The sequence below is a fragment of the Vibrio sp. FE10 genome (genome assembly GCF_030297155.1).
Lineage (GTDB): Bacteria > Pseudomonadota > Gammaproteobacteria > Enterobacterales > Vibrionaceae > Vibrio > Vibrio apostichopi.
Genome location: NZ_AP028067.1, coordinates 2,799,636 through 2,824,254 on the forward strand (window position 1 = coordinate 2,799,636; position 24,619 = coordinate 2,824,254).

At 44.6% G+C, this 24,619-nt stretch carries 19 protein-coding genes; 5 read left to right on the forward strand and 14 right to left on the reverse strand.

Translation table 11 applies throughout. The features are described from left to right. Positions 1 to 2 precede the first annotated feature (2 nt). Together argS and QUF19_RS12450 are read left to right on the forward strand one after the other, a co-directional pair. Positions 3 to 1,736: an arginine--tRNA ligase gene (argS, locus tag QUF19_RS12445; RefSeq protein ID WP_286294254.1), complete on the forward strand. Its 1,734-nt coding sequence runs from the start codon at positions 3 to 5 to the stop codon at positions 1,734 to 1,736. Between the two features lie 106 nt (positions 1,737 to 1,842). Further along, on the forward strand, positions 1,843 to 2,271 hold the full coding sequence (locus tag QUF19_RS12450) for an HIT family protein (protein WP_004734200.1): 429 nt from the start codon (positions 1,843 to 1,845) through the stop codon (positions 2,269 to 2,271). 136 nt (positions 2,272 to 2,407) lie between these two features. Here QUF19_RS12450 and QUF19_RS12455 read toward each other — a convergent pair whose 3' ends face one another. The 5 genes from QUF19_RS12455 to znuA form a co-directional block, all read right to left on the reverse strand. Beyond that, a complete protein-coding gene (locus QUF19_RS12455; protein ID WP_004734201.1) occupies positions 2,408 to 2,638 on the reverse strand; it encodes a FeoC-like transcriptional regulator in 231 nt (76 codons plus the stop codon). Next, positions 2,635 to 4,908, reverse strand: a complete 2,274-nt coding sequence (feoB, locus tag QUF19_RS12460) for a Fe(2+) transporter permease subunit FeoB (protein ID WP_286294259.1) — start codon at positions 4,906 to 4,908, stop codon at positions 2,635 to 2,637. The genes QUF19_RS12455 and feoB overlap by 4 nt, the downstream gene beginning before the upstream one ends. Then, entirely contained in the window at positions 4,909 to 5,130 is a 222-nt protein-coding gene (locus QUF19_RS12465; RefSeq protein WP_008221191.1) for a FeoA family protein, read from the reverse strand. A 606-nt stretch (positions 5,131 to 5,736) separates the two neighbouring features. Further along, complete coding sequence (locus QUF19_RS12470; RefSeq protein WP_286294267.1) at positions 5,737 to 9,087, reverse strand: helix-turn-helix domain-containing protein; 3,351 nt, start codon at positions 9,085 to 9,087, stop codon at positions 5,737 to 5,739. Positions 9,088 to 9,367: 280 nt separating this feature from the next. Further along, positions 9,368 to 10,258, reverse strand: coding sequence for a zinc ABC transporter substrate-binding protein ZnuA (znuA, locus tag QUF19_RS12475; protein ID WP_286294268.1), 891 nt, complete (start codon positions 10,256 to 10,258; stop codon positions 9,368 to 9,370). An 83-nt stretch (positions 10,259 to 10,341) separates the two neighbouring features. On the opposite strand from znuA, the gene znuC reads away from it, so the two are divergent. Both znuC and znuB read left to right on the forward strand, forming a co-directional pair. Next, on the forward strand, positions 10,342 to 11,124 hold the full coding sequence (gene znuC / locus QUF19_RS12480; protein WP_286294269.1) for a zinc ABC transporter ATP-binding protein ZnuC: 783 nt from the start codon (positions 10,342 to 10,344) through the stop codon (positions 11,122 to 11,124). Beyond that, the gene (gene znuB, locus QUF19_RS12485) at positions 11,124 to 11,909 is read left to right on the forward strand and encodes a zinc ABC transporter permease subunit ZnuB (protein ID WP_102436327.1); all 786 of its coding nucleotides are present in this window, start codon (positions 11,124 to 11,126) and stop codon (positions 11,907 to 11,909) included. Before znuC ends, znuB begins: the two co-directional genes overlap by 1 nt. Before the next feature lie 176 nt (positions 11,910 to 12,085). Here znuB and sucD read toward each other — a convergent pair whose 3' ends face one another. The 8 genes from sucD to sdhC all read right to left on the reverse strand — a co-directional run bounded on the left by sucD (position 12,086) and on the right by sdhC (position 21,701). Next, the gene (gene sucD / locus QUF19_RS12490) at positions 12,086 to 12,958 is read right to left on the reverse strand and encodes a succinate--CoA ligase subunit alpha (protein ID WP_004734209.1); all 873 of its coding nucleotides are present in this window, start codon (positions 12,956 to 12,958) and stop codon (positions 12,086 to 12,088) included. Then, on the reverse strand, positions 12,958 to 14,124 hold the full coding sequence (sucC, locus tag QUF19_RS12495) for an ADP-forming succinate--CoA ligase subunit beta (RefSeq protein WP_004734210.1): 1,167 nt from the start codon (positions 14,122 to 14,124) through the stop codon (positions 12,958 to 12,960). The genes sucD and sucC overlap by 1 nt, the downstream gene beginning before the upstream one ends. Before the next feature lie 206 nt (positions 14,125 to 14,330). Beyond that, a complete protein-coding gene (gene odhB / locus QUF19_RS12500) occupies positions 14,331 to 15,539 on the reverse strand; it encodes a 2-oxoglutarate dehydrogenase complex dihydrolipoyllysine-residue succinyltransferase (protein WP_017106130.1) in 1,209 nt (402 codons plus the stop codon). A gap of 21 nt (positions 15,540 to 15,560) precedes the next feature. Beyond that, complete coding sequence (gene sucA / locus QUF19_RS12505; protein WP_286294280.1) at positions 15,561 to 18,377, reverse strand: 2-oxoglutarate dehydrogenase E1 component; 2,817 nt, start codon at positions 18,375 to 18,377, stop codon at positions 15,561 to 15,563. Positions 18,378 to 18,474: 97 nt separating this feature from the next. Then, entirely contained in the window at positions 18,475 to 19,188 is a 714-nt protein-coding gene (locus QUF19_RS12510) for a succinate dehydrogenase iron-sulfur subunit (protein WP_009847320.1), read from the reverse strand. Positions 19,189 to 19,200: 12 nt separating this feature from the next. Beyond that, complete coding sequence (sdhA, locus tag QUF19_RS12515) at positions 19,201 to 20,967, reverse strand: succinate dehydrogenase flavoprotein subunit (protein ID WP_004734214.1); 1,767 nt, start codon at positions 20,965 to 20,967, stop codon at positions 19,201 to 19,203. Then, entirely contained in the window at positions 20,968 to 21,315 is a 348-nt protein-coding gene (gene sdhD, locus QUF19_RS12520; RefSeq protein WP_004734215.1) for a succinate dehydrogenase, hydrophobic membrane anchor protein, read from the reverse strand. It abuts the gene before it with no gap. Beyond that, positions 21,309 to 21,701: a succinate dehydrogenase cytochrome b556 subunit gene (sdhC, locus tag QUF19_RS12525; RefSeq protein ID WP_012604532.1), complete on the reverse strand. Its 393-nt coding sequence runs from the start codon at positions 21,699 to 21,701 to the stop codon at positions 21,309 to 21,311. Before sdhC ends, sdhD begins: the two co-directional genes overlap by 7 nt. Positions 21,702 to 22,115: 414 nt before the next feature. On the opposite strand from sdhC, the gene QUF19_RS12530 reads away from it, so the two are divergent. Then, the gene (locus tag QUF19_RS12530; protein WP_004734217.1) at positions 22,116 to 23,405 is read left to right on the forward strand and encodes a citrate synthase; all 1,290 of its coding nucleotides are present in this window, start codon (positions 22,116 to 22,118) and stop codon (positions 23,403 to 23,405) included. 334 nt (positions 23,406 to 23,739) lie between these two features. On the opposite strand, the gene QUF19_RS12535 is transcribed toward QUF19_RS12530, so the two are convergent. Beyond that, positions 23,740 to 24,498 (reverse strand): Nif3-like dinuclear metal center hexameric protein, encoded by a 759-nt coding sequence (locus QUF19_RS12535; RefSeq protein ID WP_286294291.1) that lies wholly within the window; start codon positions 24,496 to 24,498, stop codon positions 23,740 to 23,742. Positions 24,499 to 24,619 lie beyond the last annotated feature (121 nt).

Sequence of the window (24,619 nt, forward strand, 5' to 3'; positions counted from 1 at the left end):
GTGTGAATATCCAAGCACTGATTAATGACAAAGTATCTCAGGCTCTAGAAGCCGCTGGCGCACCTGCAGGCTCTCCTGCGGCTGTTCGCCAATCTGCAAAACCACAATTTGGTGACTACCAAGCAAACGGCGTTATGGGTGTTGCTAAACGACTAGGCACTAACCCTCGAGAATTTGCTCAAAAAGTATTGGACGTTCTAAACCTAGACGGTATCGCTTCTAAAGTTGAAATCGCAGGTCCAGGTTTCCTAAACATCTTCCTAGATGAAGCATTCCTAGCACAACAAGCAGACTCAGCACTGGCTGACTCTCGCCTTGGTGTTGCAGCAGCTGAAGCACAAACCATTGTTGCTGACTACTCTGCACCAAACGTTGCAAAAGAAATGCACGTTGGCCACCTACGTTCAACGATCATCGGTGATGCTGTTGTTCGTACACTTGAGTTCTTAGGTCATAAAGTTATCCGTGCTAACCACATTGGTGACTGGGGTACTCAATTCGGTATGCTTATCGCAAACCTTGAGCGTATCCAAGCTGAAACTGGCGAAGTTTCAATGGAGCTTTCAGATCTTGAACAGTTCTACCGTGAATCTAAAAAGCTTTACGACGAAGACGAAGAATTCGCAGTAAAAGCACGTGGCTACGTAGTGAAACTGCAAAGCGGCGACGCATACTGCGCTGAAATGTGGAAAAAGCTGGTTGACGTAACTATGGTTCAAAACCAACGTAACTACGATCGCCTAAACGTATCACTGACACGTGATGATGTGATGGGTGAAAGTATGTACAACCACATGCTTTCAAACATCGTTGCTGATCTACAAGCACAAGGCCTAGCAAAAGAGTCTGACGGCGCACAAGTTGTATTCCTAGACGAATACAAAAACAAAGACGGCGACCCTATGGGCGTTATCGTGCAAAAACGTGACGGTGGCTTCCTTTACACCACAACCGATATTGCCTGTGCTAAATACCGTTTCGAAGAACTGGGCGCAGATCGCGTACTTTACTTCATTGACTCTCGTCAGCACCAACACCTAATGCAAGCTTGGACTATCGTTCGTAAAGCGGGTTATGTTCCTGAGTCTGTATCTCTTGAGCACCACGCATTCGGCATGATGCTAGGTAAAGATGGTAAGCCATTTAAAACTCGTGCAGGCGGTACAGTTCGTCTTGCTGATCTTCTGGATGAAGCAGAAGTACGTGCAACTCAGCTAATTGAATCTAAAAACCCTGAGCTAGCAGAAGACGAGAAAAAAACCATCGCGAACACAGTTGCTATGGCGGCTGTTAAATACGCAGACCTTTCTAAGCACCGTACCACTGATTACGTGTTCGACTGGGAAAACATGCTGGCATTTGAAGGCAACACAGCACCGTACATGCAGTACGCGTACACTCGTGTCGCTTCAATCTTTGCTAAAGCAGGCATTTCTATGGACTCTCTTGAAGGTGAAATCAAAATCACTGAAGAGAAAGAGAAAGCACTTATCGCGAAACTTCTACAATTTGAAGAAGCGGTACAGTCTGTTGCTCGTGAAGGTCAACCACACATCATGTGTAGCTACCTGTTCGAACTTGCTGGTCAATTCTCTAGCTTCTACGAAGCATGCCCTATCCTTGTGGCTGAAGACGAAACCGTTAAACAGAGCCGCCTGAAGCTTGCTGCACTAACAGCGAAGACTATCAAGCAAGGCCTGTCGCTTCTAGGTATCGAAACTCTAGAGCGTATGTAATTCCCTCCGGGTTACAATGAATAAATACAAAGGTTGATGTGAGAGCATCAACCTTTTGTTTTATCTAACGTATACTGAATTCAAGAAATCGAAATGGATAATAATAATGAGCTTTGAACTTCACCCACAGTTAGCAAAAGACACCACGCTTATCGGCGAATTTCCACTAAGCTTGGCACTGCTAAGCAAAGACAGCGCAGTGCCTTGGGTTATCTTGGTACCAAAACGTGCCAACCTAAAAGAACTGCACCATCTGCCAATGAAAGAACAACAGCAGTTCTTGCTTGAATCTCAAGCGGTAAGCCAAGCATTAGAAGCGACATTCCAACCAGACAAGCTAAACCTAGGCGCGCTGGGTAACATGGTGCCACAACTGCACATTCATCATATTGCACGCTTCAAAGACGACATCGCATGGCCAGGCCCTGTATGGGGCAATACCAAAGGTGAACAGCGCAGTGAAGAAGAACAAGCAGCAATCCATACTCGCATCCAAAATGTTCTGTCATTGAGCTCTATCTTCAAGAAAGCGTAACTCGAGTTCATCTCATTACGCTTTAAAGCAAGACAGTTCAGGAAAGACACATGACAAAAAGCCGCTCATCTAAAAATAGGTGAGCGGCTTTTTTATTGTCTAATCTCGCCATTTCAACGAGAGTATGAAACCAGAACTACATCATCACATTCAGTGACAGACCATCTTGTTTGCTGATGGTGTAACGAATACGTGTTGTATGGCCATGCTTGTTGGTATCGACCAAGCGGGAAACTTTCCCTTTCTTGACCCAAACACTCAGCATCGCATCGACACCGTCTTCGCTCATACCAAACTTAGACGCAAGTTCACTGCGAGCTGCAACGCCCTCGTTATCAATGTATTGATGAAGTTCAGTTAAGATCATACTACTTGCACCTCTAATGCTTTCTGCTTACTGCCGACTTTCTTGAAGACTCGATAGGTCAGTACAAAGCCACCAGCAATCACAACCATCCATACCGCACTACTAACTGGGTGAGCAGCGAAGTTTGCCGCTTGGTAATAGAAGGTCGCACCGAAATAGCCAAGTGCCATTGTCCAAACCGCGATAAAACGCGCAAACATCTGACCAAATTCACGAACATAAGCACCCATCGCTGCGACACAAGGTGTGTAAAGCAAGATTAGGATTAAGTAAGCAAATGCAGCATGACCAGAAACAAATTTGTCTTTCAGGTTACCAAAGATAGATGAGTCAACTTCTTGGTCTGCAGCCACAGAGCCCGAATCTGATAAGTCACCCACTTCAATACCTAGCGGATCTGAATAGCTCAAGCCAGATAGATTTTCAGGGATAGTCATTACCGCTTCTTGCAGGCTTGCCGCTAAATCGAATTCAGCCGCTTCTTCGTCTGATGGCGTCGTGTACAAGCTATTTAATGTACCGACAACCGCTTCTTTCGCAAAGATACCTGTGATGATACCAACCGTTGCAGGCCAGTTCTCTTCAGTAATACCAATCGGTTGGAACACCGGCGTTACAACTTGCGCAGCTTTAGACAACACTGAATTTTCGCTGTCTTCGTTACCAAAGCTTCCGTCCATACCTAGAGAGTTCAAGAAGCTCAGGATTGCCACAACCATTACGATTGTTTTACCTGCACCAAGCACGAAACGCTTCAATTTCTGCCACGTTTTTAGCATCACGTTTTGCACGGTTGGCAATTCGTAATCCGGCATTTCCATGACCAAGCTATCGCTGCTGCCAGGATAGATTGTATTTTTAAGGAATAGACCCGTGAACACAGAAGCAACAATACCCATGATGTACAAAGCGAATACTACGTTTTGTCCGGCACCTGGGAAGAACGCTGCTGCAAACAGTGCGTATACTGGTAGACGAGCACCACATGACATAAACGGTGCCATTGATGCAGCCAGTTTACGCTCACGCTCTTGGTCAAGAGTACGTGTTGCCATGATCGAAGGAACGTTACAGCCAAAACCAAGTACCAGAGGAACAAAAGCCTTACCCGGCAAGCCGATTTTCTGCATTACTTTATCAAGTACAAATGCAGCACGCGCCATGTAACCTGAACTTTCTAGTACCGCTAAGAATAGGTAAAGAGCAGCGATTACCGGAATAAAGGTAGCAACCGTTTGAATACCGCCACCGATACCATCGGCAAGGATTGTCACTAGCCAAACAGGTAAGTGTCCATCTAATAAGTGATGGCCACCATCAACCAATAACGCACCTACGCCAATATCAAAGAAATCGATAAACGCACTACCGATATTGATAGAGAACATGAACATCAAGTACATAATGACGAAGAAGAAAGGAATACCGACCCACTTGTTCAAAATGAATTGGTCTGCTTTTTCTGTGAAGTTTCGGCTTAGCTTGCCTTCACTGCGGCGAACACGCTTACAAAGGTCATGTAGAAAAGTGTATTTTGCATCGGCAACCGCGAGGTCAATATCAAAGTCAGCACTCAGGCGCACGCTATCAATTTGAGTACGAGGCTGAGGAGCAAGGCCATTTAGAACCAAGTAATCATTTTCTAAAGCACGAATCGCGAGCGCTCTATGCGATACATCAGCATCATCAAATTGTGATTCAACAGAAGGGATTAGTGCTTCTAATGCTGCGTCGTAATCGATAGAGATAGGGTCAAGGCTCACACCTTGAACAAGTAACTTATGGAGGCGTTCTTTAAAGCGAACCACTTGGCCTTTGTCGTTTGCAGACAAGCTCAGAACTGGACAGCCTAGCTCTTTCTCTAGCGCTTTAAGGTTAATGACCTGACGCTCACGCTTTAATACATCCATTTTGTTCAATACAACGATCATTGGGCGACCCAACTCTCGCAATTGTAATGTCATGTATAAGCTTCTTTCCAAACAGCTCGCATCAACAACATTGATGATCACATCTGCTGGGTGAGTAAGCACAGCGCGAGATGCAATAGACTCATCGATGCTGTTCGCGTCATTGCCACTGTCTAGCGCGTAGATACCGGGTAAATCGGTAAGCTGAAACTGATCACCAGCGTGCGAATAGACACCCGTCTTTTTTTCTACGGTCACACCGACCCAGTTACCAACGTGCTGCTTGGCACCAGTCAGTGCATTAAATAATGTTGTTTTACCACTATTCGGGTTACCAACGGTGAGAACTTGATAATCCATTTAGATAACCTCGATTTGTTCTGCGATGCTTTCACGAATGGCGATTGAAACCCCTCTCACTTCAACTTGAAGCGGATCACCCATAGGTGCACGGCGAATCAACGTCACCTCGGTTTTTGGCAACATGCCCATGACCATAAGTTTTTTTCTAACTTCTGGTGTTAAACCTGTTAGTGCAACAATAGAAGCCGCTTTGCCTTGCTCTAGTTGTGAGAGTTTCATAAGTACCCAATTCGTGACTGATAATGAGAAAGATTGTTATTACGAGCATGATACACATACATGACCACAATTCCATTGTGTGAAATCAATGTTTTCGAAAATACATACTCGTAAATTTCGTTAAAAACGTTTACGTCAAAAACGTTACTTTCAACAAGCAACGAGAACTACCTCACTAGTACGAACCAACCAAAACAACACAAAACCACTAATTATCAATAGCTTAAAATAATGTCGGTTTTCTCATGGCCATCTGTCGTTAATTTTATAAGTAAAATAAGTGGGCAGACGTATAGTTACTCCATCGAAGAGAAACTACTTCTCTTTAATTTTATTCCAGAGGTGATGTGGCTTGCCATATCACTCCGGCAGCAAGCGAAGGTGTCCTTGACACCCGTGGTATAGTCCCCCCGGCTATGCCACGATATTTTTTTTCTTCCTCGTTATATCCCCAGAAAATTTACTGCAATCCTAACTCTCTATCTCTATCTCTATCTCTATCTCTATCTCTATCTCTATCTCGTATGAACATAAAAAAGCCCCAACACGAATGTCGAGGCTTAGAGTATCTTTATCTATGTGGAAGCAGAGTGAATCCGCAGCTCACTACTCTTCGTTGTTTTCCGCAAACTTAGAGGGAGACATACCAAAGTGATGCTTAAACCTTTGGCTAAAGTAGGATGGGTCATTGAATCCAGAATCAAAGGCTACGTCTGACACTTTTTCTCCTGCGAGTAAGCGCTCACAAGCATGTTCAAGACGAACTTCATTCAAGTGTTCCTTGAATGTCTTGTGGTAAGCTAGTTTAAAGCGTCGTTGTAAGCTTCTCTCAGACATAAACAAGTACTTCGCAGCAGTTGCTGTACCAAACTCTGCATCAGCGTAGTGTTCACTCACAAGCTGTGAAACTTTGTTTTTCCACTCTTGTTCCGCACTCACTTTTTGTTGTTCTGAGCTTGAAGTCGTGTGCTTAATCGTCTCGATTTGCTCTATGGTACTCGCCTCAAGGTTTTGCAATACTTGATATTCAATTGGCCAAGACAGCTGGACTTTATTTTGAGAATCCGAGATGAATGCATTAAGTTCGCCACCACTTTGATTCATCAATAAGGGCAGCTTTTCAATATTAAGATCGGTTGATTTTCCACTGCTGTCGTTAATCGCTGATGCCAGTTTAGGGAAAGGCATGCCATGATCTCTTATCGTAACGACAAGATGACCTTTAACCTCTTCAACCAATATCACCATACTCTGCGATTTGAAATTTCGCTTAATGATACTCGCGACCAAGCTATTAAAGATAATATCGAGATTAAAATACAACAGCGACACATGTCGATGCTTGGTTTCAACGCTGATATCGAGCTCTATTCCCGCTTTGGTTAAGTCATCCTTCCAAGCTTTGAGTACCGACTCCAAGATCAAAATCACGTCGTAACAAACCGTTCCCTCTCCCTCTTGGCTATTACTCAATTGAGCTAAACCGTTTTTTAACGCTAGGATCGGGGATTTACCATGGTCATCATTCCAGTTGGGTAACATGACAGCAATTTGGTTTACTTCAGCGGACAATTCTTTCGCTGTATGAGAAACCAGTACATTTTTAACAGACAGTTGCTTTTTGAGTTGTTGATTGGTCGTTAATAGAATCCGACTTTGATGCCTTAACTGATCGGTCTTTAAAGCGACTTGCGCTTTTAAATGTCTATTGGCAAAAGTCACGTAGCGTGAACGCCAGAAGACTAGAATGGTGACCACACAAATAAGAAGTATCAAGAAACTCGCGGCTGCCCAATTACTTAGATACCAAGGCTCAGCTATCGAGAAACTTTGATTGGTGGAAACAAAACGATAATGCGAGTCCTTCACCGGCTTCACTTCGAGCGTGTAGTCACCGGGAAGCAAGTGGTCTAGCGTGAGTAAGCCTCCCTCAAACTCGCTCCAAGGCTCATTGTCGTTGAGCCTATACTCCATCGCTGGAGCAAACGTCGCGGGTAAAATACCAAGCTTGAAGCCAATGGAAGAGCCATAAGGTATCTCTTTTAAATCAACCGTTCTTCCGCCAAGCGATACGGTTTCTTGGTCAACACTGATCTTGCTTAATAAGGCTCGGCTATGAGGTGTCGTCGATACCAGTAACTCATTGGACAATGCACTTACCACGCCATACTTAGAGCCTAAAACGAGTCTAGACGATTGATTTTCTTCACTGTAAAACAACTCACAAGCGCCCGCCGCTAATTCATTGGTGATCAAGCCAAATGGAGAACCGATGTGTTTATGCAACTGACCATCGAGCCCGTAATAGCTGACCCCCTTCGATGATCCTAGCCACACACCATTGTCATCGCTGATTAAACAATTCGGGCTGATATTGTCTTCGACAAGAGCGATCTCTTCGATGATGTTGCTGTCATAAGGAATTCGGTACACACCGTAACTGCCAGCAAACCACTGAGAACCGTCCTTTGCTTGCTCAATATCGACAACTTTGCCAAATCGCTCACTCGAACGACTGAAACTGATTCTCTTATCGATAAATGAATAAAAGCCATGATCCGTGCCGATGTAAACACTGCCTTGCAAGCCTATATTGAGGTCTGTAATTTTTGCGGGGAGAAACTTATCAACTAACCAATCTGTACCATAAGACGCTAACTGCATGGTCGGGATTGATAAAGAATACAGACTTTGTCCCGACGTCATCCACAAAACTTGGTTAGGCTGCAGAGCAAAGTTCTCAACATGAACACCCTGAATCGCTCTCGGCAATTCAAGCGGCTCAGGATCCAACGTCTGGGTATTAAAACTGAGAATGCCCTCTTCGGTGGCTATCCAGATTGAAGAACCTAAGACCTCAAAATCTTGAACGGGTTTTGTATAAACACGAATTGGAAGATCTTCACTTTGTGAATCGACCAAATACAGGCCCATAGATGACGCGACCCAAGATAAATGTTCATCAACAGGCTGCACTTTGTTAATCACAACACTACTCGAGTGCATCCCCATTCCGTTAAGTGGCGTTCGAGAGAAAGTCTTACTAAACAATGAAAAATAGCGAATACCATTATTGGTCGCGACCCACATACCACCAGCATGATCATTAATCAGCGAGTATATTTTCTCACCCGGTAACGAAAAATCTTGATTGGTCGCACGCTTGAAGTGAGTCGTTTGTCCCGTGATAAAATTGTAACTCACTAACCCATGCTCAGTACCAATCCAATATTGGTCAGAGGTTTCAGCAAGGGATAGCACATGTGACCCACGAACATACGTCACTTGATCTGGGTTCGAGAGATCGACAATGACCGCACCATTTAAGGTGCCGATGACGAGTTCACGCCGAGTGTTAGAGAAATAAACCGTTTCTATGTGATTCTTTTCCGATGCCGTGATGTGCGTAAACTCTTGTTGGTCAGAAAGATAGACACCAGCACTGGTCGCTAAGACCCACTTCGACAATACCCACTCAGCATCGTTAATCGTAATATCGCTGCTGTTGTTATATCGGTACAACTTAAGCAGTGAATAGGTATTAAATTCTAAAGATTGGGTGTTATACGTATAGAAATTAGCGCCATCCGTGACCCAAATAAAGTCACCAGACGCACCGATATTAGCGATCTCAGCACCAGGGCTCAAACTGAAGGCAAGTTCATTGCCGATACCAGGGCTATGTCGATAGACCTCGTTGTCGAAAAACGTCCAAAACTCATCGTTAAGAAAAGCAACGCTTTCCGATGAAAACTGCAGAAGACTTCCCTTACGCGGAAGTAGAGCTCGACCATCATAAAAGAGCACTTTCCCATGCACATCATGGATCCATAATCCACCACCAGCACCTAGATAGAGATTTTTGGCCGCAAGGAAATTCCCCTGCGCCTGAACTGGCAAAGGATAAAAAACAGAGGGTGAGGTATTTACCGCTAATACGTTAAATGAAACGCTCATTAACATGAACATTCTTAAGATAATTTGAAACAACGTTTAATCCTGAACAGCAACAACACGTGAGGTATCTGTCGCAATAATGTCTCATTATTGTTTACACAGAAGTTGAGTTTTTTTGTGCTTATTATTATCTTTCTATTTTAGCGGAAATTATCGAAGGAGGAAGAAGGTTTCTTGTTTGTTGGAAGGTTTTATCTTAGCGGTCACGAAAATGCCGCAAAAAGCGGCATGATTCATAAATTATCGAGAGCAAAGTAGAATAAAAAATACTCGCTATTGATTACTTTGCACTTAAGCAGCTTGTGTAGCTGTCTGTAAGTTGTTGAAGAAAATCGAAATAACTTCCACTCTTCACTTCAACACTTGAGCCGATCGGGTCAAGTTGACCTTGTTTAGCGTTACTGCCACGCGTCACTGACTCGATTACAGCAGGTGTAAATTGCGGCTCAGAGAACACGCACTGAACATTTTCACGTACCAGCGTTTTCTTAATAGCAATTAGGCTTTTTGCACCCGGTTTACGTTCAGGGCTTACCGTAAAGTGACCTAGGTTATTCAGCTCAAACTCTTGCTCAAAATAGCCATACGCATCATGGAACACGTAATAACCTTCGTCTTTGACTGGCGCAAGTTGCTCACGAATAGACTGTTGCTTCTCTTTCAATGCAATCAAGAATGAGTCTAGGTTCTCTTGATACGCCATTGCGTTGTCAGGGTCAGTTTCAATCAACTTAGCTGAGATGTATTTTGCTGCTACTTCAACTTGGTCGATACCTAACCAAAAATGAGGGTCGTGGCTGCCGTGATTGTGCCCTTCATGAGCATCGTGATCATGCTCTTCATGTCCGAACTCTCTCAAGTTAATACCAGGAATCTCACTGATCTGGATAACGTTCTCTTTTGAACCAATCACCTTAGTCAAGAAGGCTTCTAGGTCAGGACCAAACCAAACGACCATATCCGCACTATGAACTTTTTTCACATCAGATGGTTTAAGCGCATAATCGTGCGGCGAAGCGTTGCTGTTCATCAACACACCCGGTTCACTAACGCCTTGCGTTAATTCCGTCACAATCATTTGAATTGGTTTAAAACTTGTTAAAATAGTATTGGCACTTGCAACACTTGGCGCTAAAAGCAAAGTAGCAAGTATAAAAGATGAACGTGACATAATCCCTCGATAATAGAAAAGTAGCTTAGGCTTGAGGTAAATGTTACATTATAACATTAGCGAATTGCAAATGAGTTCTATTCATGGATAACTTAATCCAACTAGATTCTGTGAACGTCGAATTTGACGGTCGAAAAGTTTTAGACAACATCTCTCTAAATTTAGAGCGTGGCAGAATCACTACCCTAATTGGGCCAAATGGCGCGGGAAAATCAACCTTAGTTAAGGTACTACTAGGGCTCCAGCACAAATATTCAGGAAAGATCACCAAATCAAAAAAATTAAAAATTGGTTACGTTCCTCAAAAGCTAAAGCTGAACGATTCTCTACCTCTCAATGTGGAGCGCTTCCTTAAGCTCACCGGAAAGTTCAGCAAACAAGAAATTATAGAATCTTTGATGTTAGTAGGTGCTGAGCACCTAATGAAAAGTAACATGCATCAACTGTCTGGTGGCGAAAACCAACGCGTGCTGATCGCTCGCTCTCTTTTGAAAAGACCCGACCTGCTCGTTCTTGATGAACCCGCACAAGGTGTTGATGTTCAGGGACAAATCGATCTTTACGACCTGATAGATTCCATTCGTCACCGTTTTGGTTGCGCTGTCTTTATGGTTTCACACGACTTGCATTTAGTCATGGCAAAAACAGACGATGTAATCTGTTTGCATCACCATATCTGTTGCTCGGGCGCACCAGCTGATATCAAACACCACCCTTCTTATATCGCCTTGTTCGGTACTGCGGTTCAAGAGAGTTTGGCTTTCTACCACCACCAACATGACCACCATCACCATGATTTGGCAGGCCAGCCAGTTTCTGGGGATGTGCACGACTGCTCCAACCATAAACACGGACACCACCACTAATGCTTGAGTTTCTTTTACCTTCTATTCTTGCAGGCTTAGGCATTGCTCTTATTGCTGGTCCGCTGGGTTCGTTCGTGGTGTGGCGCAAGATGGCCTACTTTGGTGACACCCTTGCACACGCCTCTCTAATGGGCTTAGCGCTTGGTTTCTTATTCAATATTAACTTGTACTTAGCACTGCTGATTTGTTGTTTGATGCTGGCGGTGTTGCTGGTTACGTTACAAAAGCAAAAGCTGGTCGCGACCGATACCCTACTCGGTATTTTGGCGCACAGTGCACTCTCATTAGGTCTTGTAGCAGTCAGCTTCTTAGACAATGTTCGTGTTGACTTGATGAGCTACCTATTTGGTGACTTGCTTGCGGTATCTCCAACGGATTTAGTGTTTATCTATGCGGGTGCTGCTGTGATTGGGGTGGTATTAGCTATCTTTTGGCGACCACTATTATCAACGACCGTTAACGAAGATCTCGCGGCGGTTGACGGTATTAACATTGATTTAATGCGTCTTATTTTGATGTTACTTGTGGGTATCGTAATTGCGGTAGGTATGAAGTTTGTTGGTGCGTTAATCATGACATCACTACTTATCATTCCTGCAGCAACGGCAAGAAAGTTCGCCAACACACCCGAACAAATGGCATTCCTTGCATCGATAATTGGTTCTATCGCTGTGTTCGGAGGATTGAGCTTGTCATGGTTCTACGACACACCAGCCGGACCTTCTGTTGTTATCAGTGCTGCGGCAATGTTTATGTTGTCTCAAATGTACAGAACCCGCGCCTAAAGAGAAAAGTCGGAGTTCATTCTGACTTTTAACAACACAACCGTTGATGCGGCAGTCGTTTACAAAAGAATCGTTATACAAAGTAATCAGTTACAAAAGAAAAAGGCTTGGTCAATGACCAAGCCTTTCTTATATCGTTCAGTTAGCTCCTATCTCATTCGATAAAAGCCAGCTGATTACCAACCCGTGATTTCACGTAGGCCTTTACCGATGTCAGCAAGAGATTTAACAGTCTTAACGCCTGCTGCTTCTAGTGCTGCGAATTTATCTTCAGCAGTACCTTTACCGCCAGAGATGATTGCGCCAGCGTGGCCCATACGTTTGCCCGGAGGAGCAGTAACACCAGCGATGTAAGATACAACTGGCTTAGTTACGTTTGCTTTGATGAACTCAGCAGCTTCTTCTTCCGCAGTACCGCCGATCTCACCAATCATTACGATTGCTTCAGTCTCTGGGTCTTCTTGGAAAAGTTTTAGGATATCAATGAAGTTTGAACCTGGGATAGGGTCACCACCGATACCAACACATGTAGACTGACCAAAGCCTTCATCTGTTGTTTGCTTAACTGCTTCGTACGTCAGAGTACCTGAACGAGATACGATACCTACTTTACCCTTCTTGTGGATATGACCAGGCATGATACCAATCTTACACTCGTCTGGAGTGATAAGACCTGGACAGTTAGGACCGATCATGCGAACGCCAGTTTCTTCTAGCTTCACTTTAACGTCGATCATATCTGTAGTAGGGATACCTTCAGTGATCGTTACGATCAGTTCGATACCTGCATCAATCGCTTCTAGGATTGCATCTTTACAGAAAGGTGCTGGTACGTAGATAACTGTTGCTGTTGCGCCAGTCACTTCTACTGCTTCACGTACTGTGTTGAATACAGGAAGGCCTAGGTGAGTTTGACCACCCTTACCAGGTGAAACACCACCAACCATTTGCGTACCGTATGCGATAGCTTGGTCTGAGTGGAATGTACCTTGACCGCCAGTGAAACCCTGACAGATTACTTTAGTGTCTTTGTTAATTAATACAGACATTATTTAGCCTCCGCAGCAGCAACAACTTTCTGAGCAGCATCTGTTAGAGATACAGCAGCAATGATATCAACATCAGAATTAGCAAGTACTTCGCGACCTAGGTCTGCGTTGGTACCTTCTAGACGAACAACTACAGGAACTGTTACGCCAACTTCTTTAACTGCGCCAATAATACCTTCAGCGATCATGTCACAACGAACGATGCCACCGAAGATGTTTACTAGTACTGCTTTAACATTGTCATCAGAAAGGATGATCTTGAATGCTTCAGCTACACGCTCTTTTGTTGCGCCGCCGCCTACATCAAGGAAGTTTGCTGGCTTGCCGCCGTGTAGGTTTACGATATCCATCGTACCCATAGCAAGGCCTGCACCGTTAACCATACAGCCAACGTTGCCATCAAGTGCTACGTAGTTCAGTTCCCACTGAGCTGCGTGCGCTTCGCGCTCGTCTTCTTGTGAAGGATCGTGCATTTCACGAAGCTTTGGCTGACGGTACATTGCGTTTGAGTCAATGTTGATCTTGCCGTCTAGACAAAGAAGGTTACCTTCATTTGTAATAACAAGCGGGTTAATTTCTAGTAGAGCTAGGTCGTACTGAGCGAACATTTCACCAAGACCCATGAAGATCTTAACGAACTGTTTAATTTGATCGCCAGCTAGGCCAAGTTTGAATGCCAGTTCACGGCCTTGGTAAGCTTGAGGGCCCACTAGAGGATCGATCGCAGATTGGTGAATCAACTCTGGAGTTTCTTCAGCGATTTTCTCAATGTCCACACCGCCTTCAGTTGACGCCATGAATACAATTTTGCGAGTTGCACGGTCAACAACAGCACCTAGGTAAAGCTCGTTAGCAATGTTCGATGCTTCTTCAACTAGGATCTTTGTTACAGGCTGACCATTAGCGTCTGTTTGGTAAGTCACTAGGTTTTTACCTAGCCACTTTTGTGCAAACTCTTTAACGCCTTCTTTAGTGTCATGTAGCTCTACGCCGCCCGCTTTACCGCGACCACCAGCGTGTACTTGACACTTAACGACTTTCTTGGCTGTACTGATACGGCCTGCAGCTTCGAAAGCTTCTTGTGCTGTATCACATGCGAAACCTTCTGGTACAGGCAAACCGAATTCTGCAAACAGCTGTTTGGCTTGGTATTCATGCAAATTCATTTTGATATTCCGTTTATTTTCCCTTAAGGGATTATTATTTCCATAACGACACAGTTTCCTGTGGTACGTCTGTAGGGTCTTCTCAAATCAACTGCTGTCCATTTTCTAATGGCTTTACAGTTCAAGTGAAGGCCAGACGTTGAGCAGCCTAGCCTTTGAAACTTTTTACGTCTAGCTAACTGGGTTAACTAGACGTTTTAGAGATACTAAACGTCTAATAGCAGACGTGCAGGATCTTCTAGAAGCTCTTTGATTGTCACTAGGAAGCCAACTGATTCACGGCCATCGATTAGACGGTGATCGTAAGAAAGCGCTAGGTACATCATTGGTAAGATCTCAACCTTGCCATCAACAGCCATTGGACGATCTTGGATTTTGTGCATACCCAAAATTGCCGCTTGAGGCGGGTTGATGATTGGCGTAGACATTAGAGAGCCAAATACACCACCGTTCGTGATAGTGAAGTTACCGCCCATCAGCTCATCAACAGTTAGCTTGCCGTCACGGCCTTTGATTGCTAGCTCTTTGATGCCTTTTTCGATGTCAGCGAAACCTAGTGTGTCACAGTCTTTCAGTACTGGAGTCACTAGACCACGTGGCGTTGATACTGCCATGCTGATGTCGAAGTAGTTGTGGTAAACGATATCTGTACCATCAATAGACGCGTTAACTTCAGGGAAACGTTTCAGCGCTTCTGTTACTGCTTTCACGTAGAAAGACATGAAACCAAGACGCGTATCGTGACGCTTCTCGAATTGGTCTTTGTACTGCTTACGAAGGTCCATGATTGGCTTCATGTTCACTTCGTTGAAAGTAGTCAGCATCGCTGTGCTGTTCTTCGCTTCTAGAAGACGGTTTGCAACTGTCTTACGTAGGCGAGTCATTGGCACGCGTTTTTGGCTGCGAGCTGCTGCTGGCGCTTCAACTACAGGTGCAGATGCTGCTGCCGGAGCCGCTTTCGCTGCTGCTAGGTGTGCGTCGATGTCTTCACGAGTAATACGACCACCAACACCAGTGCCTTTAACGTCAGCTGGTTGTAGGTTGTGTTCTGCAAGAAGACGACGAACAGCAGGGCTTAGTGCGTCGTTGCTTTCTTCTGTAAGTGCCGCTTTGTGGCGCTTATCAGGAGAAGCTTCTGTATCTTCAGTCGTGTCTTTCGTTGGTTCACCAGCGACAGCACCAGGTTTGATTTTCGCAAGAAGCTGTTTAGAAAGTACCGTAGCACCCTCTTCTTCAATGATAGCTTCCAGAACACCCGCTTCAGGAGCCGGTACTTCTAGAACTACTTTATCTGTTTCGATGTCTACAATGACTTCATCACGTGCAACGGCTTCGCCTGGTTTTTTGTGCCAAGTCGCTACTGTTGCATCAGCCACAGATTCAGGTAAATCTGGAACCAGAATTTCAATTGTCATGTCTGTATTTTCCTTTTACTTCTAGTTCTTAAGTAGGGTCAAAGCGTCGTCTACTAACGCTTTTTGTTGTTTCAAGTGTACCGACATATAGCCAACAGCTGGTGACGCTGATGCAGGACGACCTGCGTATTGAATATCAGCACCCACTGGGATAGCAGCTCGGAAATTATGTTGGCTACTGTACCAAGCACCTTGGTTTTGTGGCTCTTCTTGACACCAAACGTAATCGACTACATTTGTGTATTGAGCGATTGCAGCTCTCACGTCCTCGTAAGGGAACGGGTAAAGTTGCTCAATACGTACAATAGCGACATCGTCTTGCTCGTTCTTACGTCGTTGGTCAAGGAGGTCAAAGTAAACCTTACCTGAACAGAACACGACGCGTTTTACGTTCTCAGGAGCCAGATCATCAATTTCTGCGATAGCTGGTTGGAACGTACCGTCTGCAAGATCTTCAAGAGAAGACGTACACAGTGGGTGACGAAGCAATGACTTAGGTGACATTACAATCAGTGGACGACGCATTGGTCTAACGACCTGACGACGAATCATGTGGTAAACCTGAGCTGGCGTTGAAGGAACAATAACCTGCATGTTTTGTTCAGCACATAACTGAAGGTAACGTTCAAGACGAGCAGAAGAGTGCTCAGGGCCTTGACCTTCATAACCGTGAGGAAGCAGCATTGTTAGACCACATAAACGCGCCCACTTTTGCTCACCTGACGAGATAAATTGGTCAATAACAACTTGTGCACCGTTTGCGAAGTCACCAAATTGTGCTTCCCAAAGGGTTAGACCACTTGGCTCTGCAGTTGCATAGCCGTACTCAAATGCCAACACAGCTTCTTCTGACAATACCGAGTCAAACACTTGGAATGGCCCTTGCTTGTCATGAATGTTCGCCAGAGGAACATACGTGCTTGCGTCAGTTTGGTTATGAAGTACAGAGTGACGGTGGAAGAATGTACCACGACCTGAATCTTGGCCAGAAATACGAATACGCTTTCCGTCATCAACAAGCGTTGCATACGCCAGTGTTTCCGCCATACCCCAATCGACTTGTTTCTCACCATTAATCATGGCAGTACGATCGTTGTACAGTTTATTTACACGGCTTTGAAGCTTGTGACTATCAGGGTACTGACAAATTTTTGAACCCAGCTCTTTCAGGCGCTCGATATCAATTTTGTTGTCCCACTCGATGTTCCAGTCATGACCTAGGTATGGAGACCAGTCAACAGAGTGCATGGCCATTGGGCGCCACTCTTTAACTACAACTTCACCGTGATCAAGGGCATCGCGGTATTCGTTAACGAGTTGAGTTGCCGTATCAATACCAAATTCCCCGCGCTCCATCAGCACATCAGCGTATAGCTTACGTGGTGTTGGGTGCTTCTTGATTTTTTGGTACATCAAAGGCTGAGTTGCATTCGGCTCATCGGCTTCGTTGTGACCGTGGCGACGGTAACAAACCAAGTCAATAACAACATCACGTTTAAATGTATTACGGTAATCCAGCGCTAGACGAGCAACAAAAGCAACCGCTTCTGGATCATCTGCATTTACGTGGAAAATCGGTGCCTGAACCATCTTCGCGATGTCAGTACAGTACATTGTAGAACGAGTATCGCGAGGGTTAGAAGTTGTGAAACCAACTTGGTTATTCACAACGATACGAACCGTACCACCCACACAGAAACCACGAGCAAGTGACATGTTAAATGTCTCTTGTACAACCCCTTGGCCTGCAATTGCAGAATCGCCATGGATAGTAATTGGTAGTACTCGGCTGCCATCATTATCGTCTAAGCGATCTTGACGTGCGCGAACCGAACCAATAACTACTGGGTTTACGATTTCTAAGTGTGACGGGTTAAATGCTAATACTAAGTGAACATTCCCACGTGGCGTAGCGAAGTCAGCAGAGAAACCTTGGTGGTATTTCACATCACCGGTTCCCCATGTGTCGTCGTGCTTACCCGCAAATTCGTCAAATAGGTCTTGTGGCTTTTTACCAAGCACGTTGACCAACATATTTAGACGACCACGGTGAGCCATACCAACAACAACTTCACGCATGCCTTGACCACCAGCATGACGAATAATTTCCTTCGTCATTGGGATCAACGCATCACCACCTTCCAATGAGAAGCGTTTTGCGCCTGGGAATTTAGCACCAAGATAGCGCTCAAGACCTTCAGCAGCAGTTAGCTCTTCTAGGAAAGCTTGCTTTTCTTCTTTATCGAAAGAGGGTTGACCAGAAACAGACTCTAAACGTTGTTGAATCCAACGCTTTTGCTCTGTGTTAGTCATGTGCATGTATTCAGCACCAATCGAACCACAATAAGTTTGCTTTAAAGATTTGTACAAATCTCTAAGCACCATCGTCTCTTGGCCAATAGCGTAAGAGCCGACGTTAAATGTCTCATTGAGGTCATCTTCGGTAAGAGTGTGGAAAGAAGGATCCAGTTCAGCGACTGTATCTCTTTTCCATAAACCTAGGGGGTCTAGGTTTGCTGCTTGATGCCCTCGGAATCGATAAGCATTAATCAGTTGCAGAACCTTTACTTGTTTCGCATCGACATCAGGATCACTAACTTGGACACTGTAATGCTTTGTTTCTTGAGCGAGTCGACGGAAGTATTCACGAACGCGAGAGTGTGGTTGTTCCACCGCTTCTGAAGCTTGCACAGGCAATTCTTCAAATACGCTTCTCCATTCGTCACTTACCGAGTCGGGGTCACTTAGATACAGTTCGTAGAGTTCTTCTACGTACGTTGCATTGGCGCCAGCCAAGTGTGAAGACTCGAGCCATGCCTTCATCACGCCGTTGTGCATATTTTCCCTTAACCAGTAGTTTTCACGTTTGCTGCGGTCTATGCCGAGCTATTAAAAGGCCGCCCCAAAACTTCTAGGGCGGCAATTTTTATATAACTTAAACCGAACGATTCACGAGCATGGTCTTGATGTGACCAATCGCTTTCGTCGGATTTAATCCCTTAGGACAAACACTTACACAATTCATGATGCCATGGCAACGAAAAACGCTAAATGCATCATCAAGATCGGACAGACGTTCGTCTGTCGCCGTATCTCGGCTATCTATTAGCCAACGGTACGCTGCAAGTAGGCCAGCTGGTCCGATGAATTTATCTGGATTCCACCAGAATGATGGGCATGAAGTCGTACAACATGCACACATAATACATTCATACAAACCATCTAAATGAGCACGCTCATCAGGGCTTTGTAGGTTTTCACGAGCCGGTGGCACATTGCCATCAGACACTAAGAACGGCTTAACTTTTTCGTAGTTATCGTAGAACTGAGTCATGTCTACGATTAAATCACGCACAACAGGCAAACCTGGAAGTGGGCGAATTACGATCTTATCTTGGCCAGAAAGTGCAGACAGCGGCGTGATACACGCCAATCCGTTTTTACCATTCATGTTCAAACCATCAGAACCACATACACCTTCACGGCATGAGCGACGGAATGAAATCGTTGGATCTTGCTCTTTCAAAAGAATAAGCGCGTCCAATAGCATCATGTCAGAACCTTCTTCCACCTCTAGGGTGTACTCTTTCATGTAAGGCTTCTGGTCCACATCTGGGTTGTAACGGTATAAAGAGAAATTCAGTTTCATGGTCATATCTCCTTAGTACGTACGTGCTTTCGGCGGGAATGCTTCACGATGGATAGGTTCCATGTTCACGCCACGCTTAGTCATACTTTCTGATTCTGGGTTGTACAGTGAGTGACATAGCCATTGCTCATCATCACGATCTGGAAAGTCAAAACGAGCATGTGCTCCACGACTCTCTGTACGGAAGTTTGCTGCAACCGCGGTTGCGAATGCCGTTTCCATCAAGTTTTCAAGCTCTAAACACTCAATACGTTGCGTGTTGAACTCTGTCGACTTGTCTGAAAGGTGTGCATTTTTAAGACGCTCACGAATCACTTTCAGCTCTTCTAAGCCGTCAGCCATCGCTTTACCTTCACGGAATACAGAGAAGTTGTTCTGCATACATTGCTGAAGGTCTTTACGAATTACCGCAGGGTCTTCACCGTCAGTACTGTTTTCCCAACGATTGTAGCGCTCTAGTGAACGTTCAATGTCGGCTTCAGTTGCAGGTTTTGCTTCAGCTTGCTTGTTCAAAGTCTCACCAAGGTGAAGACCTGTCGCACGACCGAACACAACCAAATCAAGTAGCGAGTTGCCACCTAGACGGTTTGCACCGTGTACTGATACTGAAGCGATTTCGCCACAAGCGAATAGACCTTGAATTTCAACGTCTGAACCGTCTTCAGTTTGTTTAATTGCTTGACCAGAAACCTGTGTTGGAACACCGCCCATCATGTAGTGACACGTTGGGATTACAGGAATTGGTTCTTTAACAGGATCAACGTGAGCGAAGGTACGAGAAAGCTCACATACACCCGGTAGACGAGATTCAAGCGTCTCTTTACCTAGGTGATCAAGTTTCAGCTTGATGTGTGGACCCCATGGACCATCACAACCACGACCTTCACGAATCTCAACCATCATCGAACGAGCTACAACATCGCGACCTGCTAAATCTTTAGCGTTCGGAGCATAACGTTCCATGAAGCGCTCGCCGTCTTTATTGAGAAGGTAACCACCTTCACCACGACAACCTTCTGTTACCAAAACACCTGCGCCAGCGATACCCGTTGGGTGGAACTGCCACATTTCGATGTCTTGCATTGGAACGCCAGCACGAATTGCCATACCAACACCGTCACCAGTATTGATGTGTGCATTGGTTGTTGATGCGTAGATACGACCAGCACCGCCGGTAGCAAGGATTGTTGCCTTCGCTTTGAAGTAGCAAACCTCGCCCGTTTCCATACAAAGCGCGGTAGTACCTAAGATTGCACCATCTTCGTTTTTAACAAGATCCAGTGCATACCACTCAGAGAAAACCGTCGTTTTGTGTTTAATGTTTTGTTGGTAAAGCGTGTGTAGCAGTGCGTGACCAGTACGGTCGGCTGCAGCTGCTGTACGAGCCGCTTGCTCACCACCGAAATTCTTAGATTGGCCACCAAACGGACGTTGGTAAATACTGCCGTTATCAAAACGAGAAAATGGAAGACCCATTTTTTCTAATTCGATAACCGACTCAGGGCCATTTTTACACATGTATTCGATAGCATCTTGGTCGCCGATGTAATCGGAACCTTTAACCGTATCGTACATGTGTTGTTCCCAGTGATCTTCATGCGCATTACCAAGAGCAACGGTGATACCACCTTGCGCAGATACAGTATGAGAACGAGTTGGAAAAACTTTAGAAAGCAACGCACAAGATAGGCCTTGCTCAGAAATTTGTAGCGCGGCGCGCATACCAGCACCACCAGCGCCAATTACTACAGCATCAAACTCACGAACAGGAATAGTCACTTACGCACCCCACAAAATAAACAGACCAGAGAAGAAATATCCTAGAAGAACCGCAACAACACCGACTTGAAGACCAACGCGCAATTTTGCACATTTGATGTAGTCTGTTAGTACTTGCCACAAGCCGATCCACGCATGAACCAAAATTGAAGTAAGCGCTAACATGGTGAAGACTTTAGTGAAAGTACCACCAAAGAATTGCGTCCAAGATGCGTAAGAAATATCTCCTGAGAAAGCACAGAAGCTCACTAGGTAGATAGTGTAAAGCGTCATAATGATGGCTGTTGCACGAATCAATAGATAATCATGCACACCATTACGACCAAAAGTAGAAACGTTGTTTACCATACTAAGATCCCCGCTAGTAGAGACAATACCGCTGTTGCTGCGAATGCAACCTTTGCGCTCTTAGCGCCAGATTCCAGCTCTTCAAAGTGACCAAGGTCCATAAGAAGGTGACGAATACCACCAGCAATGTGGTAAGCCAAAGCGGTTAAAATGCCCCACAGAATAAACTTCACGAAGAAACCGTCGACAATGTCGCTAGCTTCCATAAAGCCTACAGGGGAAGAGAGGGAAATGGATAGTAACCAAAGCAGAATTCCGATCGCAACAAAAGTAATCACCCCAGACACACGGTGTAGGATGGAAGCTATTGCTGTGATAGGAAAGTGGATGGTCTGTAAATCTAAATTAACAGGTCTTGTCTTTCTTTCTTTCACGGGCTCGCTCACTCAGCTCCATTGAGCATGATGGTCATTAAATAACCTTATGTATTGTTATGGACAAAATTTGATTGCAAACCTTCAAAATTTAACATTAACTTAACAAATAACGTAAGTTGAGCCTTAGATAATTGTAAAATAATTGTTAATCGCTAGGTTTCTGAAGACACCTCACATTTCTTCTTAGCCTTGCATTTATAAGGTTTTAACCAAACTTTTCAGCGCCACTATACGGCTGGCAACATTCTAATACAATTGATGCAACAAATAATGCTACACAGAACAGATTTTTAACGAATTTAATGTAAAAAACACTAACAAGTGCACACAAAGCTGCAGAAAAATTGACTTTCTCACGTAAGACCAGTAAAAAAATGGCACATAAACATCCTGGACGGATTAATAATAACAAAGGAGATTGTTATGGCGGATAAGAAAGCTACCCTTCATATTGAAGGTCAAGCACCGATCGAATTGCCGATTACAGAAGGTGTACTTGGTACTCCAGTCATCGACGTTCGTACACTAGGTTCTAATGGTTTTTTCACTTTTGATCCTGGTTTTCTTGCCACTGCATCTTGTGAATCGCAAATAACTTATATTGACGGTGGAAAAGGTATCCTTCTACACCGTGGTTATCCAATTGATCAACTGGCCAATAACGCTGATTACTTAGAAGTTTGTTACATTCTTTTATACGGCGAAGCTCCTTCTCGAGCTCAATACGAAGAGTTCAAGACGACTGTCACGCGTCACACCATGGTTCATGAGCAAATTGCTAGTTTCTTCCACGGCTTCCGCCGTGATGCTCACCCAATGGCTGTTATGTGTGGTGTGGTAGGTGCACTTGCTGCGTTCTATCATGATTCATTAGATGTTAATAACGACACACACCGTGAAATTGCGGCATACCGCCTAATTTCAAAAATGCCAACACTGGCTGCAATGTGTTACAAATATTCTATCGGTCAACCGTTTATCTACCCGCGCAATGACCTAGGCTACGCAGAAAACTTCCTACACATGATGTATGCAAACCCATGTGAAGAATATGAAGTAAACCCTGTTGTTGCTCGCGCAATGGACAAAATCTTTACGTTACATGCTGATCACGAACAGAACGCTTCAACGTCAACAGTTCGTTTAGCAGGTTCTTCGGGTGCAAACCCATTTGCTTGTATTGCGGCTGGTATCGCTTCTTTGTGGGGCCCTGCTCACGGCGGTGCTAATGAAGCTTGCCTAATGATGCTTGAAGAGATCGGTAGCGTAGACAACATTGAAGAATACGTAGCAAAAGCAAAAGACAAAGATGACCCATTCCGCTTAATGGGCTTTGGTCACCGTGTTTACAAGAACTACGATCCACGTGCAACGGTAATGCGTGAAGCGTGTCACGAAGTACTTAAAGAGCTGAACATTCAAGATCCACTACTTGACGTAGCAATGGAACTTGAGCGCATCGCTCTTTCTGATGAGTACTTTGTATCGAAGAAACTATACCCGAACGTAGATTTCTACTCAGGTATCATTCTGAAAGCGATCGGCATTCCTGTATCAATGTTCACAGTAATCTTCGCGATGTCTCGTACTATCGGTTGGATTGCACACTGGAACGAAATGCACAGCGATCCGACGAACCGTATCGGTCGTCCTCGTCAGTTGTACACTGGTGAAGAACAGCGTGATTTCCAAGCTCTACATGAGCGCGAATAGTAAGGTTTCGACTTTTCTAATCGATTGAAATCAAAAAGGGTTGATGTATTAGCATCAACCCTTTTCTTTTATATGTTCTCAACTCCGTCATCCTCAAGAGTGAGGGACGAGCGAGTTGGGGATCTCATTAATTGTATCGACAAGCTTTTAGAGATTCCCTACTCCTTCGTCAGTCTAGGGAATGACGAATTACATATGAACTCTCTAAGTAGAGTCCATTAGAGTTCTAATTAGCCCGCGCCTCATCAAAGGATACACATTTATAGCTACTCGTCATCCTCAAGAGCGGGAAACGAGTGAATTAGAGAACTCTTATCCTCATATCGTCACTGGTTTACACTGGATTATCAATATCGATAAATTCTACGTCTAAACCGTGCTCTTGCGCTAACCACTCACCTAATGCCTTCACACCATAACGTTCTGTTGCGTGGTGACCTGCTGCAAAGTAATGAATATCTTGCTCACGCGCTGAGTACGTAGTGCGCTCTGAGATCTCACCAGAAATAAACGCATCAATACCTTGAGAAGCCGCTAACTCAATGTAGTCTTGACCACCACCGGTGCACCAACCAACAGTCGTAATCAATTTATCTTGGTTTTCTGGAGCAATATGTAATGGCTCGCGATTCAAAGCTTGGCCAATCTTTTCTGCGAACTCTGAGCCGGTCATTGCCGCTTTCAATTTGCCAAACATCGCAACTGATTGTGGGTGCCCTTCTAAACCGCCTTCAACTTCGATATCAAGCAACTCTGCAAGCTTGGCGTTGTTGCCTAGCTCAGGGTGAATATCAAGAGGTAAGTGATAACCCAAAAGGTTGATGTCGTTTTTGATCAAGGTACGGATACGCTTGCCTTTCATACCGCGAATCGCTTCTGATTCACCTTTCCAGAAGAAACCATGATGCACTAGCAAAGCGTCTGCATTCAGCTCCACAGCTCTGTCTATCAGTGCTTGGGAGGCCGTAACACCGGTAACGATGCGCGTTACTTCTGACGCACCTTCAACCTGTAAACCATTCGGGCAGTAATCTTTAATCTGCTGTGGCTGCAGTTTTTCGTTCAGTAGCTTTTCTAATTGTAAGTTATTCATTTTTATTTCCAGCTTACCTTTATAATAACGTCGTTATATCAATTTACGGGTAGAATGTCGAAAGCCCTAGGGTTATGTTTATATAGAGCTACGTTTATGAAAAACGGAGCTGTTGCTGAAG